Annotated in this window: 16 protein-coding genes; 8 read left to right on the top strand and 8 right to left on the bottom strand. The window is 49.9% G+C overall.

Annotated features, from left to right (window positions below; all coding sequences use genetic code 11):
• Window positions 1-109: 109 nt before the first annotated feature.
• The 4 genes from mnmA to AGRI_RS01355 all read left to right on the top strand — a co-directional run bounded on the left by mnmA (window position 110) and on the right by AGRI_RS01355 (window position 4,550).
• Window positions 110-1,213: a tRNA 2-thiouridine(34) synthase MnmA gene (gene mnmA, locus AGRI_RS01370; RefSeq protein ID WP_008983237.1), complete on the top strand. Its 1,104-nt coding sequence runs from the start codon at window positions 110-112 to the stop codon at window positions 1,211-1,213.
• 1 nt (window position 1,214) lies between these two features.
• The gene (gene hflD, locus AGRI_RS01365) at window positions 1,215-1,847 is read left to right on the top strand and encodes a high frequency lysogenization protein HflD (RefSeq protein WP_008983236.1); all 633 of its coding nucleotides are present in this window, start codon (window positions 1,215-1,217) and stop codon (window positions 1,845-1,847) included.
• A gap of 14 nt (window positions 1,848-1,861) precedes the next feature.
• Window positions 1,862-3,232 carry an adenylosuccinate lyase gene (gene purB, locus AGRI_RS01360; RefSeq protein ID WP_008983235.1) on the top strand — a complete coding sequence of 457 codons (1,371 nt, stop codon included), beginning with the start codon at window positions 1,862-1,864 and terminating at the stop codon, window positions 3,230-3,232.
• A gap of 163 nt (window positions 3,233-3,395) precedes the next feature.
• Entirely contained in the window at window positions 3,396-4,550 is a 1,155-nt protein-coding gene (locus tag AGRI_RS01355) for a ribosomal protein uL16 3-hydroxylase (RefSeq protein WP_008983234.1), read from the top strand.
• Window positions 4,551-4,620: 70 nt separating this feature from the next.
• Here AGRI_RS01355 and AGRI_RS01350 read toward each other — a convergent pair whose 3' ends face one another.
• On the bottom strand, window positions 4,621-5,049 hold the full coding sequence (locus AGRI_RS01350; protein ID WP_008983233.1) for a DUF4826 family protein: 429 nt from the start codon (window positions 5,047-5,049) through the stop codon (window positions 4,621-4,623).
• Between the two features lie 230 nt (window positions 5,050-5,279).
• Between AGRI_RS01350 and AGRI_RS01345 the strand changes: the two genes are divergently transcribed.
• Window positions 5,280-6,323, top strand: coding sequence for a Leu/Phe/Val dehydrogenase (locus AGRI_RS01345; protein WP_008983232.1), 1,044 nt, complete (start codon window positions 5,280-5,282; stop codon window positions 6,321-6,323).
• A gap of 118 nt (window positions 6,324-6,441) precedes the next feature.
• Here AGRI_RS01345 and AGRI_RS01340 read toward each other — a convergent pair whose 3' ends face one another.
• From AGRI_RS01340 to psrA, 4 genes are all read right to left on the bottom strand, one after another.
• The gene (locus tag AGRI_RS01340) at window positions 6,442-6,633 is read right to left on the bottom strand and encodes a hypothetical protein (RefSeq protein ID WP_008983231.1); all 192 of its coding nucleotides are present in this window, start codon (window positions 6,631-6,633) and stop codon (window positions 6,442-6,444) included.
• A 28-nt stretch (window positions 6,634-6,661) separates the two neighbouring features.
• Window positions 6,662-7,156 carry a GNAT family N-acetyltransferase gene (locus AGRI_RS01335; RefSeq protein ID WP_040291226.1) on the bottom strand — a complete coding sequence of 165 codons (495 nt, stop codon included), beginning with the start codon at window positions 7,154-7,156 and terminating at the stop codon, window positions 6,662-6,664.
• Window positions 7,157-7,295: 139 nt separating this feature from the next.
• Window positions 7,296-9,611, bottom strand: a complete 2,316-nt coding sequence (locus AGRI_RS01330) for an acyl-CoA dehydrogenase (protein ID WP_008983229.1) — start codon at window positions 9,609-9,611, stop codon at window positions 7,296-7,298.
• An 18-nt stretch (window positions 9,612-9,629) separates the two neighbouring features.
• Window positions 9,630-10,289, bottom strand: a complete 660-nt coding sequence (gene psrA / locus AGRI_RS01325; protein ID WP_008983228.1) for a TetR family transcriptional repressor PsrA — start codon at window positions 10,287-10,289, stop codon at window positions 9,630-9,632.
• Window positions 10,290-10,500: 211 nt separating this feature from the next.
• Between psrA and upp the strand changes: the two genes are divergently transcribed.
• The 3 genes from upp (at window position 10,501) to AGRI_RS01310 (ending at window position 13,220) form a co-directional block, all read left to right on the top strand.
• Window positions 10,501-11,127: a uracil phosphoribosyltransferase gene (gene upp / locus AGRI_RS01320; protein WP_008983227.1), complete on the top strand. Its 627-nt coding sequence runs from the start codon at window positions 10,501-10,503 to the stop codon at window positions 11,125-11,127.
• A 26-nt stretch (window positions 11,128-11,153) separates the two neighbouring features.
• The gene (locus AGRI_RS01315; protein ID WP_008983226.1) at window positions 11,154-12,032 is read left to right on the top strand and encodes an alpha/beta hydrolase; all 879 of its coding nucleotides are present in this window, start codon (window positions 11,154-11,156) and stop codon (window positions 12,030-12,032) included.
• 63 nt (window positions 12,033-12,095) lie between these two features.
• A complete protein-coding gene (locus tag AGRI_RS01310; protein WP_008983225.1) occupies window positions 12,096-13,220 on the top strand; it encodes an META domain-containing protein in 1,125 nt (374 codons plus the stop codon).
• Between the two features lie 99 nt (window positions 13,221-13,319).
• Here AGRI_RS01310 and rplT read toward each other — a convergent pair whose 3' ends face one another.
• The 3 genes from rplT to infC all read right to left on the bottom strand — a co-directional run bounded on the left by rplT (window position 13,320) and on the right by infC (window position 14,525).
• Complete coding sequence (gene rplT / locus AGRI_RS01305; protein WP_008610188.1) at window positions 13,320-13,676, bottom strand: 50S ribosomal protein L20; 357 nt, start codon at window positions 13,674-13,676, stop codon at window positions 13,320-13,322.
• A gap of 17 nt (window positions 13,677-13,693) precedes the next feature.
• Window positions 13,694-13,891: a 50S ribosomal protein L35 gene (gene rpmI / locus AGRI_RS16260; protein WP_008949438.1), complete on the bottom strand. Its 198-nt coding sequence runs from the start codon at window positions 13,889-13,891 to the stop codon at window positions 13,694-13,696.
• Between the two features lie 91 nt (window positions 13,892-13,982).
• Entirely contained in the window at window positions 13,983-14,525 is a 543-nt protein-coding gene (gene infC / locus AGRI_RS01300) for a translation initiation factor IF-3 (RefSeq protein ID WP_082629007.1), read from the bottom strand.
• Between the last annotated feature and the right edge of the window lie 11 nt (window positions 14,526-14,536).

The following is a 14,536-nucleotide window of genomic DNA, read 5'->3' as shown; positions in this document are numbered from 1 at the left end:
TAGCAACTCGCAGGTTGCTCTGCATTTTTCCCTCGGCGAACATTTTTGCCCGGCTATTTTGGTGTTATAATCCGCGCCTTTGTTTTGGGCTCTCTTAAAGCGCGGTGTCATGTCAGAGAACAGCAGTAAAAAAGTAATCGTCGGGATGTCCGGCGGCGTCGATTCATCCGTTTCCGCTTACCTGTTATTACAACAGGGTTATCAGGTGGAAGGCTTGTTTATGAAAAACTGGGAAGAAGACGACAACGACGAATACTGTGCTGCCGCAGAAGATATGGCCGATGCCCAGGCAGTCTGCGATAAACTGGGTATTAAACTGCACAGAGTCAATTTTGCTGCTGAGTACTGGGACAATGTGTTTGAGTATTTCTTAGCCGAATATAAAGCCGGGCGCACCCCTAACCCGGACATTATGTGCAATAAAGAAATCAAGTTTAAAGCCTTTCTGGAATTTGCTGCCGAAGCGCTGGGCGCCGACTATATTGCTACCGGCCACTATGTACGCCGCCGTTATCAGGATGGTCACTGGCAAATGTTGCGTGGTCTGGATCATAATAAAGACCAAAGCTACTTCCTCTATACCCTGGCTGAGCAACATATTGCACAAACCCTGTTTCCGGTCGGTGATTTGGAAAAGCCGGCCGTACGCGCCATTGCTGAGCAGCAAGGCCTGGTCACCCATGATAAAAAAGATTCCACCGGCATCTGCTTTATCGGCGAGCGCAAATTTAAAGATTTTCTGCAGCAGTATTTACCGGCGCAGCCGGGCGAGATTGTCAGTATTGATGATGGCAAAGTTATCGGCCGTCACGAGGGTCTGATGTATCATACCCTGGGCCAGCGCAAAGGCTTAGGCATTGGCGGTTTACGTGATGGCGGCGACGATCCCTGGTATGTGGTCGGCAAAGATCTCACGCTTAACCGGTTACTGGTGGCGCAGGGCCATGATCACCCGGCGCTGCTATCCAGCGGCCTTATCGCCAGCCAATTGCACTGGGTGGATCGCCATGGGCCACAGCAAATTTGCCGCTTAACAGTTAAAACCCGCTACCGGCAACACGATATCCCCTGCACAGTCACACCGCGCTCTGATGGCCGGCTGCAAGTGACTTTTGATAGCCGACAAAAAGCCGTGACCCCGGGTCAGTCGGCAGTATTCTATCTGGATGAGGTTTGCCTCGGCGGTGGCATTATTGATGAGGCACTAAACTAATATGCAAGCATCGTTAGAAACGCAAATTTATGCGCTGGCGGGTCTGTGTCAGGCCGCTAAGCTGGTACAAAAAGTGGCACGTAGCACTGACTCGCAGCAGGCGCAGCTGGAAATAATCCTCAATAGTGTTATTAATCTGAACCCCGCTACACCGCTGGATATCTATGGTGGCGACCTGACGAATTTACGTGAAGGTCTGCAGTTGATCATCGAGCAACTGGGTGATACCCCGAAGAAAGACGTCGAACTGACGCGCTATCTGGTTGGCGTATTGGCGCTGGAGCGGCGGCTGAATAAAAACCGTGACAATATGGCAGAGCTGGGTAAACAGCTGTCACAACTTGAGCGGCAATTACAGCATTTTAGTGTCACCGACGACACTATTATTGGCAAACTGGCCGATATCTATACCGACTGCATTAGCAGCCTGGGTGCCCGCATTCAAATTTACGGCCAACCCGAGTTACTCAGTCAAAGCAGTGTGCAGCAAAAAGTGCGCGCCCTGCTGCTGGCGGCGATCCGCTCTGCCGTACTCTGGCGTCAGGCTGGCGGTAGCCGGCTAAACTTTATTTTTAAACGACGGAAAATACTGGCCGCAGCGAAAGCCGCACTCGCCAGCCTCCCCGCACTATAAGATCAGGAGTTTTCATGGAACTTAATGCCCTTACTGCCATTTCGCCGGTCGACGGCCGCTACGGTAGCAAAGCTGCCGCGCTGCGCCCGATTTTCAGTGAGTTTGGTTTAATCAAGTACCGGGTTTTGGTCGAAGTGCGTTGGTTACAGCAATTAGCCGCTGAGCCAGCAATCTGCGAAGTGCCAGCGTTATCCGCAGAGGCCAATGCGCTGTTAAATCAAATCGTCGATAACTTTAGTCTGGCCGATGCGCAGCGGGTGAAAGATATCGAGCGCACCACTAACCACGACGTGAAAGCCGTTGAATACCTGTTAAAAGAAAAAGTCGCCGGCAACAGCGAACTTGCGGCCATCAGTGAATTTATCCACTTTGCCTGTACCTCCGAAGATATCAATAACCTGTCGCATGCGCTGATGCTGCGCGAAGCGCGTGACAGCGTGTTACTGCCTGAGTGTGATGCATTGCTAACAGCAATTAAAAAGCTGGCACTGGAGTTAAAAGCGGTGCCGATGATGGCACGTACTCACGGCCAACCGGCGTCCCCAACGACGATGGGCAAAGAGCTGGCAAACGTCTATGTGCGTTTAAAGCGCCAGCGTGAGCAAATTGCTGCGGTCAGCCTGCTGGGTAAAATCAACGGCGCGGTCGGTAACTACAACGCGCACTTATCAGCCTACCCGACGTTGGACTGGCATGCCTTTGCCGAGCGTTTTGTCAGCTCGCTGGGTATCAGCTGGAACCCCTACACCACGCAAATTGAGCCGCATGATTATATTGCCGAGCTGTTTGATGCCATCGCCCGTTTTAATACCATTCTGCTGGATTTTGACCGCGATGTCTGGGGCTATATTGCACTGGGTCACTTTAAGCAAAAAACCGTGGCCGGCGAAATCGGCTCTTCAACCATGCCGCATAAGGTTAACCCGATCGACTTTGAAAACTCAGAAGGTAACCTCGGCATCGCCAATGCGCTGTTTAACCACTTATCCGCCAAGTTACCGGTATCACGCTGGCAGCGTGATCTGACCGACTCTACCGTGCTGCGTAATCTCGGTGTCGGCTTTGGCTATACGCTGATTGCCTATCAAGCCACGTTAAAAGGGATTAGCAAGCTGGAAGTGAACGAAGCCAACCTGCTGGCCGAGCTGGACGCCAACTGGGAATTACTGGCCGAGCCGGTGCAGACGGTAATGCGTAAATATGGCATTGAAAAGCCGTACGAGAAGTTAAAAGAACTGACCCGTGGTAAGCGGATCAGCGCCGCCGATCTGGCCGTCTTTATTGATGGTCTGGCACTGCCGGATGCGGTAAAAGCCGAGATGAAGCAGCTGTCACCTGCCGGCTATATCGGTGATGCCATTCGCCTGGTAGAGTTACTGGACTAATCCAGTAACTTTATTAGCAGGGAACCGGATTGCTTTAAGCCAAGTCTTGAAGGCATGGATGCCTGAATGAAGCCTACAGGGATGTATTTACGGCGTCTTGGCGTAAGCAATCTGGTTCTTGCTCTGTAATCGTAAATTCAGCTGCTTTACTTGGGATCCTAAAATGTATCAGTTAAATCTGGGTGAATTAAGCCTGGCCGATTTTATGCAGCAGTACTGGCAAAAGCAGCCGCTGTTGATTAAACAAGGCTTTAAGAACTTTCAGGATCCGCTGTCAGCGGATGAGCTGGCAGGTCTGGCGTTGGAAGACGACGTCGAATCACGGTTGGTCGAATGTCGCGACGGTAACTGGCAGCTGGAAACCGGCCCCTTTGAAGACTTTAACCGCTATGGCGACAAGGACTGGACTATCCTGGTGCAGGCGGTTGACCACTGGCATCCACCTGCGGCGGAGTTGATTGAGCCATTTCGCTTTATTCCAAACTGGCGGATTGATGATCTGATGGTCAGCTTTTCCACGCCGGGTGGCGGTGTTGGTCCGCATCTGGATCAATATGATGTGTTTATTATCCAGGGCGAAGGTAAAAGACACTGGCGGGTTGGCATGCCAGATGCGTCGCTAAAGCAATTCTGCCCGCACCCGCGCCTGCTTCAAGTCACGCCCTTTACCGCCTGTATTGATGTGATTATGGAGCCGGGTGATATTCTATATATTCCGCCTGGCTGCCCGCACGAAGGGATTTCACTGGAGAACAGTCTGAACTACTCAGTCGGTTTCCGGGCGCCGGCACAAAAAGACTTACTGACCGGTTTAGCCGATTATCTATTGGATAATGATATCAGCGGGAAACGCTTTAGCGATCCTGATCGCAACCTGACTGCTAATATCGGTGCGATTAGTGAGCAGGATCTGGATCAGGTGCAGCAGCTTTTGGTGCAACTGGTCAGTGACCGCGACACACTACCGCTATGGTTTGGCCAGTATATTACCCAGGCCAAACATGAGCTGGATCAGCAAGAGCCAGACCCGCATTATCAGGCAGAAGAAATTGCGGAATATCTGGAAGAAGGCTCTGTACTGGCGCGCCTTGGCGGCCTGCGCTGCTGTTATTATCAGGCCACGGACAACAGCGATATCCAACTGTTTATTAACGGCAATAACATTGTACTGCCGGCAGAAGAGCTGACGACCACGCAGTTATTGTGCGACAGTAAACGTATTGACCAGCAACAATGTTTACATTTTACCGCGCGCGAAGAGCGACTGCTGTTAATCACCGATCTGATTAATCAGGGTCTGTGGTATTTTGAAGAATAAGGCCTGACGCCAGCCATAAAAAAAGCCGCAGTAGCGGCTTTTTTTATGGCAACAAAACTTGACAGTTAAGTTACTGCCCCTGCCATAACTGTTCGTTATCGAACAAGTCATACAAGCCTTCCGCACGCTTAACCAATAAGTTAGCAAAGTCGACCTGCGTTTGGTCACTAAAGCCGGCCTGGGCAATTTGCTCGGCTTTTAATTGCCAGTGTAAGGCAAAAGATCGCATCGCTTCACGGGCATTCGGAGCGGCACTGAGCGGCATATGATCAGTGGGCAAATCACCGCTAATCACCCAGAATGACTTAGCATCACGGGTATTTAATTTCCAAATCGCTACGAGTGGCGGGAGGTAACGGCTCTCACTTACGGCGACATTGTCTGGAATAATGCCTTTGGTCGCCAGATATTCGTTGGCTTTTTGAAACTGTGTTCTTACCCAGGCAGCACGCTGCTCGTCGGTTAATTCGTTTGTTTGCTGAGTTAACTGCTCACTCATAAAATGACTTCCTGTGTTATCAATGCCGCTACTTTATGTGAGCTGTTCCCGACAATCAAGCTTTACTGACTAGCAAAACGCCGCCACTGGCCAGACCAGGTTCAAGTTGTATGCAGGGCTGGCTTTCAGTTAGCCAAAATGGTACATTCCGCGCCATTACGACGAAAGTCGCAGTTAACGTAAACGTAAACTATCCAGCTGTAATAGCTATTCTTGCAAGGGAGTCCGTTGTGGCCGTATTTAATCACCCAGAGTTTGATCAGCACGAGCAAGTCGTGTTCTGCAGTGATCAGGAAACCGGTTTAAAAGCCATTATCGCCGTTCATAGCACCCGTTTAGGGCCAGCTGTCGGTGGCTGCCGGTTGTGGGATTATGCATCAGACGAAGATGCACTGGTGGACGTACTGCGTTTATCACGCGGTATGACGTATAAAAACGCCATGGCCGGTTTACCCCTGGGTGGCGGCAAGTCAGTGATTATCGGTAATGCCAAGACCATCAAATCGGAAGCACTGTTTAAAGCCTTTGGCCGTATGGTACATCGCTTAGGTGGCAGCTACTACAGTGCGGAAGACGTCAATATCACTACCCATGACATTATGCAGGTGCATCAGGAAACGCCTTTTGTTGCCGGTTTAGAAGGTAAAAGCGGTAATCCGGGTCCGTTTACAGCGCTGGGTACCTATCAGGGCATTAAAGCCGCGGCCAAACATCAATTTGGTTCTGCCGATTTAGCCGGTAAAACGGTTGCCGTGCAGGGCTTAGGCAGCGTTGGTTTCTATCTGTGTGAGCACCTGCACAAAGAAGGCGCGAAACTGATTGTTACTGATATTAACCAGGATGCGGTAAACCGTGCCGTAGCGCAATTTGGCGCCACTGCCGTCGGCCTGAATGATATCTACGGTGTAGCAGCTGATATCTACGCCCCTTGTGCGCTGGGCGCCACTATAAATGATGACACCATTCCGCAGTTAAAAGCGAAAGTGGTTGCCGGCTGTGCCAACAACCAGTTAAAACGGCCAGAGCATGGACAGAAGCTACGTGATTCAGGCATTCTGTATGCACCGGACTACGTTATTAACGGCGGCGGTATTATCAACGTGGCCTTTGAAATGCGTCCACAGGGTTATAATGCTGCGGAGTCTACCGCTAAAGTAATGCAAATTTACGATACGCTGCTGCGGATTTTTGAACGTGCCGATGCCGAAGATAAACCCACCAGCACGGTCGCCGACCAGATGGCACAGGAAATTATTGCCCGCGGCCCGCTCTAAGGTTCTAGCGACACTGCGCTATCGATGTGCGGAGCAAATAAGGGAGGCGATTGCCTCCCTTATTGTTTTAGTGCTGATACAGCCCTGCTTGCGGTCAAACAGTCACTGATAATGCTTTCTAGCCGGCAATCTTAATTAACAATTCAAAACCAAGAATCAGCAGACAAACGCTGATAAACAAGGCGATGCTGAGGTTAATCCAAAAGTCACCTTTTTGCCGCCGCTTTACCATTTTGGGCGCGACTTTTGCTGGCTGCGGCTCTACCGGTACTACCGGCTTGGTATTTTGCTTTTTCTGATCCTTCGTCATCTACTGCTCCAATATACTACTGCAGCCTTTAGACAGGCTGATATTGGCTGGCCAGTGCCGTTAACTTATCACCCGTTACCCGATTGATCCGCCAATCATGCATTAAGACCGCGCCCTGAGCCTGATAGAAATCGATGGCGGGTTGGTTCCAATCCAGTACCGACCATTCGAAACGGCCACAACCTCTGTCTACGGCGAGTTTCGCCAAATAGGTCAGCAGTAATTTACCTAAACCTTTGCCACGGTATTCGGGTAACACAAACAGATCTTCCAGATACAAACCCGGCTTGGCCAGAAAGGTCGAGTAATTGTGGAAAAACAACGCAAAACCTGCAGGCTGTCCCTGATATTCAGCAATCACCACCTCAGCGGCAGGTTGTGCTGAAAATAAGGTTTCGGTTAACTTTTGTTCGGTTGCTACTACCTCATGCGCCAGCTTTTCATATTCCGCCAATCCCTGAATAAATTTCAATATCAGTGGCACATCGGCTACCGTGGCCAGACGAATTGTACTTTGTGCCATATTGTGCGCCATATTGTTACCTCTTATTATTGCTGTTATGCGTGGTCGGGCCTATTCTAACGCTATTCCGGACTTTACCAATCGAGAACCGATAAAAAAACCGGAGCGCCTGGCTCCGGTTTTCCTGTTGCTGCATTAATTACGCCGCATCACGTTTACCGACACTCATGCCTTCCAGCACGCCGGGTTTAAAGCTATCGACACTGATGGCTTTAAAGCGCAGCTGGTTCATCTTGCGCAGGCTGTCCGCTTCCTGTTCCGTCAGAATACTGGCCGCTAACGCCTGGTTAATACTATCCAGCAGCGGCTGTTTGCGTGGTAATTGACCGGCTTTTTGCGCCTGGGCAATTTTCTTCAGCAATGGCTGAGCGTTATACATCGCGACAAAAGCATTTTCCATTAAGCCCGTAGCATCGTCTTCATCTTTACCCATATAGCACAGATGGGTCAGACGATCGCGCAGCGTATTTGGCTTAGATAAGGCTTCACAAATTTGCTGGGCCACCGCGTCTGACGGCATCTTGTAGCCAATACCAAACGGGAATACCAGTGTACGGATAGTCCGTGCCACAACCCGGTTCGGGAAGTTAGCAAAGAAACCATCAAAGGCTTTACCAATTTCAAACAGCGAGCGCTGCACACTGTAATGCACGAACGGCAGATCGGCCTGCTGACGACCATTGTCTTCAAAGAACTTCAGCACACAGGAAGCAATATACAACTGACTTAACACGTCACCTAAGCGGGCTGACAGCATCTCTTTGCGTTTTAAATCACCGCCCAGCATCAACATCGAAATATCAGCACTTAATGCCAACGCACGGCTCATGCGGCTTAATTGCTTGTAGTAGCGGGCCGTTTCGCCCGATACCGGGGCGCTGTTGAAGGCACCGGCTGTTAAACCCTGCCACAGGGCAGAGAAGGTATTCCCTACCGCAAAGCCGATATGCGCCATTAACAGCTTATCGAACTGCGCCAGACCTTCTTCGGCATTTGGATTGGCTGCAGCTTCCAGCTCTGCCAATACATAAGGATGGCAACGGGTCGCACCCTGGCCGAAAATCATCAGGTTACGGGTCAGGATATTAGCCCCTTCTACCGTAATCGAGATCGGGACGCCCATATAGCCGTGAGCCAGATAGTTCATCGGACCACATTGAATGGCCTTACCGGCATGAATATCAAAGGCATCGTTTAATAAGGTACGCGACATCTCTGTCATATGGTATTTGGCAATAGCCGTAACCACTGACGGGCTCAGTTTTAAATCGATAGCACCGGCGGTCATCACCCGCATCGCTTCTAAGGTGTAAGTTAAACCACCAATGCGCGCTAAGCCTTCCTGTACACCTTCAAACTTGCCAATCGACATGCCGAATTGCTGGCGTACATAACCATAAGCGCCAGTCATCCGCGCCGCTAAGTGGCCGGTTGCGGTCGCCAGCGCTGGGAGTGAAATCCCCCGGCCGGCTGATAAACATTCCACCAGCATCCGCCAGCCGCGGCCAGCGTAAGAGGGACCACCGATAATCCAATCCAACGGAATAAACACATCTTTGCCGTAAGTAGTACCGTTCATAAAGGCCATATTCATTGGGAAATGGCGATCCCCAATCTGCACACCAGGGTGGCTGGTTGGGATCAGAGCACAGGTAATGCCCAGCTCTTCCTTATCACCTAATAGTTTTTCCGGGTCATACAGCTTAAAGGCTAACCCCAGTACCGTCGCAACCGGTGCCAGCGTGATATAACGCTTATCCCAGTTCAGACGAATACCCAGTACTTCTTTACCTTCAAACTGGCCTTTACACACTACACCAGTATCCGGAATACCGCCGGCATCAGAGCCTGCTTCCGGGCCGGTTAAGGCAAAGCACGGCACATCGGTACCATTTGCCAGCGTTGGTAACCAGCGGTCTTTTTGCTCCTGAGTACCATAGTGCATCAGTAGCTCGCCCGGGCCTAAAGAGTTCGGCACCATAATGGTGACTGCGGCAGTTAAACTGCGGGTAGCAATGCGAGAAACGATGGTTGAGTTGGCAATGGCCGAAAACTCGCGGCCACCATAGGCTTTAGGAATAATCATCGCAAAGAAACCTTCGCGCTTAATGTAATCCCATACCGCCTTTGGCAGATCGCGGTCTTCCTGCACGATTTTATAATCGTCCAGCATAGTCAACAGGGTTTCCACCTGATTATCCATAAAGGCTTGCTCGTCGGCTGACAACTCGGCCTTCGGAATGGCATGCAGTTTTTGCCAATCTGGCTTGCCTTTAAATAGCTCGCCATCCCACCAGACATCACCGGCTTCCATCGCTTCACGCTCAGTATCTGACAAGGGCGGTAAAATTTTCTTGAAAATACCAAACACCGGCTTGGTAATCAGACTACGACGAATGGAGGTTACACCAAACAGCACCACCAGTATTGCCACTATTATTAACAAATACACCATATCAGCTTCCTTCCAGCATCAGGCAACGGTTTTAAGGTCTTGGGAATAAACCGGCGCGGCAATAGCCGCACCGAGATAAGGGATTAAACGGCGGATCACCCCTTCAATATCCACCGCTTCATTAAAATCAGCCTGGGCAATCTCAGCCAGCGCATCACTGGAAGCCATCGTAAACACAATAGAACCCAGCGAGAAATGCAGCCGCCAGAACACTTCGCTTTGCGGCAAATGTGGGCAGCTTTGCTGCACCAGTAACACGAACTTATCTAGCGTGCGGCCATAATGATGATTGATAAACCAACGTAAATGCCCCTGTACATCGGTATAACCGCGGCCCAATAATTGTAAAAAGGTACGGGTACCGCGGCGTTGTAATTGGTTTAGATCCAGCAAGGGTTTCACGAAGACAGATAAGATCTGGGTTAAATCATTCGGTTTTTGACTGGCCAGCAAGCGGTCAAACTCCTGATCCAGTCGCGGCATCAGTACTTGCAGGTAACGCTGTAACACTGCTTGGATCAGCTCTTTCTTCGAGCCAAAGTGATAGTTCACCGACGCCAAATTGACTTCGGCTTTAGTGGTAATTTGCCGTAAAGAGGTGTCATTAAAGCCACTTTCCGCAAATAAGCTCTGGGCTGCATCCAGAATACGTTGTTGAGTCTGCACTTTACTGCTCATTCTTCACTACGCCGTTAAACATACTTTTAAACACCTGTTTGAAATGTACGTTTGAATAACTGGTCTGTCAAGTCACAAACGCATTTCTGGTCTGACAAGTGACAAATAAAATTCGGTACAACTGACTGGCAGGGTAAAACTTGCTCATGGCTGCCTGCCTGCCGTATCATCGCCGCCTACATCATGACTTTATGCAATAAGGGAGCTAACCATGCGCGTCGTCGAAGTTTCTCATCCGCTGGTACAACACAAAATTGGTTTGCTCAGAGCTGCCGACATCAACACCCGGCAATTCCGGCAACTAGCCGTAGAGCTGGGTAGCCTGCTGACTTATGAGGCCACTAAAGATTTGCCAACCGAAACGGTGACGATTGAAGCCTGGAGCGGCCCCTGTCAGATCAAACAAATTCAGGGTAAAAAAGTGACCGTAGTGCCGATTTTACGTGCCGGCTTGGGGATGCTTGACGGCGTGCTGGATCTGATCCCCAGTGCCCGTATTAGTGTGGTCGGCATTTACCGCGACGAAACGACACTGCAACCTGTGCCCTACTTTCAAAAACTGGCACCGGAAATAGACCAGCGGCTGGCGATTATTATTGATCCGATGCTGGCCACCGGCGGCTCGATGATTGCGACTATCGACTTATTAAAACAACAGGGTTGTAGCCAAATCAAAGCGCTGGTATTAGTCGCAGCGCCTGAGGGCATTGCTGCTTTGCAAAACGCTCATCCCGATATTGAACTCTATACCGCCGCTATCGATCAGGGCTTGAACGAGCATGGCTATATTCTGCCGGGCTTAGGTGATGCCGGTGATAAGTTGTTTGGCACCAAATAAAGACTGATTACAAATAAAGGCTGAGCATGCAGTTAATTCCCTGGTCCTTCCATACCCGCTATGGCTTTACCCTGCGCGGCTGGCAAACCCCAGTGTCCGGTAAACCGGTTATCCACTTTTTGCACGGCAACGGTTTTTGTGCCCGCAGTTATCAACCACTACTGGCAGAGTTAGCCGCCGACTACGATTTGTTTTTATCTGATGCCCAGGGCCATGGCGACAGCGATCATGGCGGCCCCTTTTTAGGCTGGAATGTCGCCGCTGAGCTGGCCGTCCAGGCTTTTAAAACTCATCACGCTCAGTACGGTAATGTCCCGGTGTATGGCATGGGCCATAGCTTTGGCGGTGTGTTAACGGCGTTAATGCATGCCGGATATCCGGGGCTGTTTCAAGGGCTTGTATTGCTCGATCCGGTACTGTTTCCGCCATCAATGATTCTCCTGGCCCGCACCTTAGAAGGCGTGCGGCTGTTTAAAAAGAATCCATTAGCCAAAGCTGCACTGCGCCGCCGGCAGCGTTGGCCAGATCGGCATAGTGCCGTCGAGTATCTGCAAAGCCGCAGTTTATTTCGAAGCTGGCATCCGGAAGCACTGGGCGCCTATGTCGACCATGCCTTAAAATCGGATGCCGGCGAGCTGCAGCTAAAATGCCGGCCCGAGCGGGAAGCCGAGATCTTCAGCTCCTACCCAAAAGGATTATGGCCGGCACTACGCAAAGCGGCAGCACCGATTAGTGTATTTTACGGTGAACAGACTTTTCCTTTTGTGGTCAAAGCGGTGGCAAAGTGGCAACAGCTGAATCCAGCAGTACGGGCAACGCAGGTTGCCGGTGGTCACTGCTTTATGCAAGAACACCCGCGGGACACTGCCGCGCAGGTGAAAGGGACTTTACTGGGTTATCGCTAAAATAGCCCTGTGCCGAATGGTCGGCTGCGTTATAATGCGCCAAATTTTTTGCTGAGATCTGCTATGAAGAAACTGTTGCTTGCTAGTTCACTCTGTTTAACAGCCTGTAGTCAGCTACCTTACTTTGGCTCGGAGCCACCGGCGAAATTATCCAGACCGGCGCCCGTTGAAAAACCGGCTATTCCGGTGCCAGCAGAGGTGGTCGATGCGAATGAGGTTGCTAATAGTGAAACAACTGAGGCCCTGGCGACCGATTTTGAGCATATCTTTATTGATAGTGATATGACCTTTGAAGGCGTGTTGCCCTGTGCCGATTGCCCGGGTATTAGCTACCACATTAATCTGTACCGTGATGGCCGCTTTGAAGCCCGTCAGGAATACCTGGAACGGGGTCAAGTTGAACTTATCAGCGGTTCATGGTTATTAGAGCGTCGTACTCTGCATTTAGTTAACCAGCAGGTTACACTGCCCTCCTTCCATTTCCGCTCTAATCAGCAATTAGTGATGACCGATTTATCAGGCCGTCCGATCTTAAACTCGGATGCCTATCAGCTGAATCGCTTAACTGCTGTTAAGAAACTGGATAGCCGTCAGCCAATGTTAGGCTTGTACCGGCTGCAAAATAATCAGGCAACCTTTGTAACATGTAAAACCGGTGAGAGTCTGCCTGTCGCCAATACACAAAACCATCTGCCGATGATGCGGCTGTACCAGCAAGATAGTCGTTTTAATAACAAGGCGGTAATTGCCAGCCTGGTAGGCCGTAAAGGCGCCGATCAGAATGGTGCAGATACCTTGTTTATTGATAAGTTCGAGCAGTTCTGGCCCAATGCCACCTGCCCGGACCAATTTGCGATGAAAGACTTACAAGGCATTGTCTGGCGCGCGGAAAAAATTGCCGATCGCTATATCCCGCACTCACTGAATGTACGGCTTATTTTTGAAAAAGATAAGTTATACGGCTTTAGTGGCTGTAATAACTTTAATGCCAGCTATCAACAGCGCGCCAACACCTTTGCCGTGCAGCAACTGGCCAGTACCCGTAAGTTTTGCGCCGATGCCAGCAACATCGAACAGCAGTTTACCGAGAAGCTGCAGCAAGCTGACCGCGCCGAAGTAAATGCTGATAAATTGCAGTTGTTTTATAACAACCAGGTGATTATGGAATTAATCCCAGCCGTTAACTAACCTTAGGTTTCTGATCCCGAACCTTGTTCGGGGTCAAATACAAACAAACAAGCATAAAAAAACCACCTTGCGGTGGTTTTTTTATGCTTCACACTAATCTTAAACTAAAGCGTCTTTTGCTTTAGCTACGATAGCAGTGAAAGCCGCTTTGTCATATACAGCGATATCGGCCAGGATCTTACGGTCGATTTCAATTGAAGCCTTTTTCAGACCTGCAATTAAACGGCTGTAAGATAAACCGTTCATCCGTGACGCAGCGTTGATACGCGCGATCCACAGTTGACGGAACTGACGCTTACGCTGACGACGGTCACGGTAAGCATATTGGCCGGCTTTGATAACGGCCTGGAAAGCAACCCGGTAAACACGGCTACGGGCACCGTAGTAACCTTTAGCCTGCTTTAATACCTTCTTATGGCGCGCGTGCGCCGTGACACCACGTTTAACTCTTGGCATTTCTGTCTCCTAATGACTTATGCGTACGGCATGCAACGGACTAAGCCGGCGATATCGACTTTAGCGACTAAGGTTTTTGGACCTAACTGACGCTTACGCTTAGAAGACTTCTTCGTCAGGATGTGGCGAAGGTGTGATTGCTTACGTTTAAAGCTACCAGAAGCAGTCTTTTTGAAACGCTTCGCGGCACCTTTATTGGTTTTCATCTTAGGCATAGTTTTTAAACTCGCATTGTTAAGTTACAACGAATAATAAGGCGTTAAAAAACTGCGGCGTGCCGCAGCTTATTAAACTTGTGGGCGCTTATTACTTCTTATTTGGGGCCAGCATCATAATCATCTGACGACCCTCTACCCGATTCGGGAAAGATTCGCAGATGGCGATATCAGACAGATCCTCTTTAATTCGAGTCAACATCTCAATACCGATTTCCTGATGCGCCATTTCACGACCACGATAGCGCAGCGTTACTTTAGCTTTGTCACCCTCTTCAATGAAGCGACGCAGGTTGCGTAGTTTTACCTGGTAATCGCCTTCATCAGTTCCAGGCCGGAATTTAATTTCCTTAATCTGGATCTGTTTTTGCTTCTTCTTTTGCTCTTTCAGAGCTTTACCTTTTTCGAACAGGAACTTACCGTAGTCCATCAACTTACATACTGGCGGTTCAGCTGTCGGGCTAATTTCTACTAAATCGGCGCCGCTTTCTTCTGCCAGACGATTGGCTTCAGCAATACTGACTACACCCAGCTGTTCACCTTCTACACCAATTAAGCGTACCTCTGGTACGTTAATTTCTTCATTAATCCGGTTAGGACGGTTTGAAGGTAATGTTTTCTTTCCTACTTTAATAGTATGTTCCT

This window comes from Alishewanella agri BL06, assembly GCF_000272005.1.
GTDB lineage: Bacteria > Pseudomonadota > Gammaproteobacteria > Enterobacterales > Alteromonadaceae > Alishewanella > Alishewanella agri.
The sequence above is the reverse complement of the archived record's forward strand: the minus strand, read 5'-3'. Positions and strand labels throughout refer to the sequence as shown.

Excerpts from the sequence above, each read along its gene's own strand:
- rplT (WP_008610188.1), bottom strand. The coding sequence starts at position 13,676 with ATGCCAAGAGTTAAACGTGGTGTCACGGCGCACGCGCGCCATAAGAAG.
- AGRI_RS01335 (WP_040291226.1), bottom strand. The coding sequence starts at position 7,156 with ATGGCACAAAGTACAATTCGTCTGGCCACGGTAGCCGATGTGCCACTG.
- AGRI_RS01330 (WP_008983229.1), bottom strand. The coding sequence starts at position 9,611 with ATGGTGTATTTGTTAATAATAGTGGCAATACTGGTGGTGCTGTTTGGT.
- purB (WP_008983235.1), top strand. The coding sequence starts at position 1,862 with ATGGAACTTAATGCCCTTACTGCCATTTCGCCGGTCGACGGCCGCTAC.
- AGRI_RS01315 (WP_008983226.1), top strand. The coding sequence starts at position 11,154 with ATGCAGTTAATTCCCTGGTCCTTCCATACCCGCTATGGCTTTACCCTG.
- psrA (WP_008983228.1), bottom strand. The coding sequence starts at position 10,289 with ATGAGCAGTAAAGTGCAGACTCAACAACGTATTCTGGATGCAGCCCAG.
- mnmA (WP_008983237.1), top strand. The coding sequence starts at position 110 with ATGTCAGAGAACAGCAGTAAAAAAGTAATCGTCGGGATGTCCGGCGGC.
- AGRI_RS01350 (WP_008983233.1), bottom strand. The coding sequence starts at position 5,049 with ATGAGTGAGCAGTTAACTCAGCAAACAAACGAATTAACCGACGAGCAG.
- upp (WP_008983227.1), top strand. The coding sequence starts at position 10,501 with ATGCGCGTCGTCGAAGTTTCTCATCCGCTGGTACAACACAAAATTGGT.
- rpmI (WP_008949438.1), bottom strand. The coding sequence starts at position 13,891 with ATGCCTAAGATGAAAACCAATAAAGGTGCCGCGAAGCGTTTCAAAAAG.
- AGRI_RS01310 (WP_008983225.1), top strand. The coding sequence starts at position 12,096 with ATGAAGAAACTGTTGCTTGCTAGTTCACTCTGTTTAACAGCCTGTAGT.
- hflD (WP_008983236.1), top strand. The coding sequence starts at position 1,215 with ATGCAAGCATCGTTAGAAACGCAAATTTATGCGCTGGCGGGTCTGTGT.
- AGRI_RS01340 (WP_008983231.1), bottom strand. The coding sequence starts at position 6,633 with ATGACGAAGGATCAGAAAAAGCAAAATACCAAGCCGGTAGTACCGGTA.
- AGRI_RS01355 (WP_008983234.1), top strand. The coding sequence starts at position 3,396 with ATGTATCAGTTAAATCTGGGTGAATTAAGCCTGGCCGATTTTATGCAG.